Source organism: Clostridium sp. ZBS15 (assembly GCF_023845705.1).
GTDB lineage: Bacteria > Bacillota > Clostridia > Clostridiales > Clostridiaceae > Clostridium > Clostridium aquiflavi.
The window spans coordinates 1-2,758 of the sequence record NZ_JAMQHY010000003.1 but is presented as its reverse complement, the minus strand read 5'-3'; the positions used below and the strand labels follow the sequence as shown (position 1 = coordinate 2,758).

The window sequence follows — 2,758 nt, the reverse complement described above, 5'->3', positions numbered from 1 at the left end:
TCATTTTAGTATTCCTAAGTTTAATTACTCAGTCCACTTTACTTATGCATTTATAAACGGATTTTAATAAAAATGTATTATTTTTCATATAGTATGTATTATAATATATTTATATAAGAATATTATAATTTTATATGAAAACGTTTAAAGAAAAGGGGTTTTGATAATGAGAGATTTTATGAGACGTATTTATTTTAAACCAATTGCAATGATTCTTACTATATTACTTATTCAATTTGCCTTTATTTTTTATTTACCTTGCAAAGATTCTTATATTGTTTATGCTGATGAGGTATTACATAAAGACGACATAGAGAAATCTGATTGCAGTGAACAGGGTGGAACTAGTGGGAATGAGTCTTCAGATGGAAATGATGAAGATGTACCACCAGAAATAGATGATAAAAAGGAAGCTATAGTACCTTTAATAAATTCTTTTGCAGAAGATATGGGGAAAAATTATGAAAAGCTTACTGTAAGTGCAGTTAATATAAATGCACAAGGAGAATATACATTTATTATTTTAGCAAGTGATAAACTTAATTTATGTAATCATTCTGCTACAAATAGTACTTTAAATAAATGGTTTATACCATTAATAGAACTAAGCAAAGGTGAACAAAAATTAGCTTATAGTGTTGACGGAAAAAAATTTTATGAACTTAGTTTAGATTCAAATAATAAAATACCATATTATATGAGAGCAAATATAACAGGAGCACCTAATTATACTGAAAAAGAACGTGATAGTAATCTTTATTTTAAGTATGCAGATGATAGGGATGATACGGCAATAAAAATTAGAATTCATTATATACCATCTGTAAATGCTAATGATAATAACAACTCAGGTAATGTTAGTGGAGATATATTGAAATCTGTATCTATATATGGAACTGAGAGGGTAGGAAATACCTTAAGAGCTAAGGTTAAATATAGCTATAATACAAACAAGCCTAAGGTTTCATATCAATGGTTAAGATGCAAAGATAAAAATGGAGAATATAAAGAAATAGATAATGCAGATAAAGAAGAGTACAAGCTTAAGAGCAATGATAAGGGATATTATTTAAAAGTTAAGGTGACTATATCTGGAGAAATTAGTGAAAGTAAAGAAAGCGACAGAACTGAAATAATTAAAGAAAAGTTAAAAGACAATTCTTCAAGCAGTAATTCGTGGAATAGTAGCTCAAATAAATATAATAGTGGAATAGTAGTTGATACAGATAAAACAAGTGATGATCAGATGTATTTAAATACTTCATATTCAAGTATGGTTGATAAAGAAATATTTGATTTAACTAAAGAGTATGAATATGAAAAATTAATTCTTGAGGGAAGTAATTATGTATGGAATTTTAATGCTTCAGATTTAAAAAATGTGTCTCAAATGGATGATAGTTTTGATTCTGAAATACAAACAAAAACACAAAATGATTCAGAAGTAGTTATAGACTTTAAACATCATGGAGTTTTACCAGGAAAAGCAACTGTTCAAGTTAATGTTGGTGATGAATTAAATGGTGATAACAGATATTTATACTATTATAATGAAGAAACTAATTCATTGGAGTTAATATCATCAAATATAAGTGTTAAAAAAGGAAAAGCTACATTTACTATAACACATTGTTCTAAATATATATTATCAGCAAGTCCAAATGCAGACAGCAACGTATCAGCAGATGATTATAATACAACTATAGAAACATCAACACAAAACAATTATATAGATAATGTAGTTAATTTTGATAAAAATTCTAATGATGTTAATTTTAATAATATAGATTCATCAAATTTAATATGGAAAGAATCTATGGACGGAAAGTGGTATCTTAGTAGAAATTCATTTATAATGACAGGATGGCAAAAAATAGATAATAATTGGTACTATTTTAATGAATTTGGAGTTATGCAAAAAGGTTGGATTAATTCAAATAGTAAATGGTATTACTTAGATAATAATGGATGTATGGTTACAGGATGGATAAAATCAAATAATAATTGGTACTATATAAATTCTAAGGGAGAAATATCTACTGGGTGGAAAGAATTTAATAAAGTATGGTATTACTTTAATACAAATGGAGAGATGCAAACAGGATGGCAATATATAGATTACAGATGGTACTATTTATATCCAGATGGAGCAATGGCATATAACGTAGAAATTGATGGTCGTGTATTAAATCAAAATGGAGCTGCTAGATAGAATTAGAAATGACATGTTTATCCCTAATGTGAGATGATATCTTATATTAGGGATTTTTTTTTAGAATTTTGATATATGTAATAGATAAAGAGACATTGTAATTGAATTTTAAAAAGCATTAAGTAAGAATTTAAATGTTGCTATACAGTGCATAGAAAGTATATGTTTTTTGCACAATATTGATATTTTAGAATAAGAGCGCAGTGGCGTTGGAATTTGATTTTTTACAACTCTTAATGAAGCTCTGTTGAATTAATTTAGAATATAATTGAGAATTAAGCAATATAAAATCAGTATATGTCTTTGTAAAATGTTGATATATGCAATATGTGAAGCGACATTGCAATTGAATTTTGAGAATACTTAATAAGTATTGTCACATTTACTGCTTGTCTTACTTTTACATTGAGAGCAAGCTAAAATTGGACTATACTCATTTTAGTATTCCTAAGTTCAATTACTTAGTCCACTTTGCTTATGCATATATAAACTTGTCTGTTAAAACACAGAATATACTAATCTTCTTTTAATTCATATTGTGCAACC

1 protein-coding gene is annotated in these 2,758 nt (G+C 26.7%); it reads left to right on the top strand.

Features of this window, described 5'->3' with window-relative positions; genetic code table 11:
* The first annotated feature begins 166 nt into the window (after window positions 1-166).
* A complete protein-coding gene (locus NG904_RS01410) occupies window positions 167-2,212 on the top strand; it encodes a cell surface protein (RefSeq protein ID WP_252229286.1) in 2,046 nt (681 codons plus the stop codon).
* Window positions 2,213-2,758 lie beyond the last annotated feature (546 nt).

Bases quoted from the DNA above. Each gene is read 5' to 3' on its own strand.
- NG904_RS01410 (WP_252229286.1), top strand. From the start codon at position 167: ATGAGAGATTTTATGAGACGTATTTATTTTAAACCAATTGCAATGATT.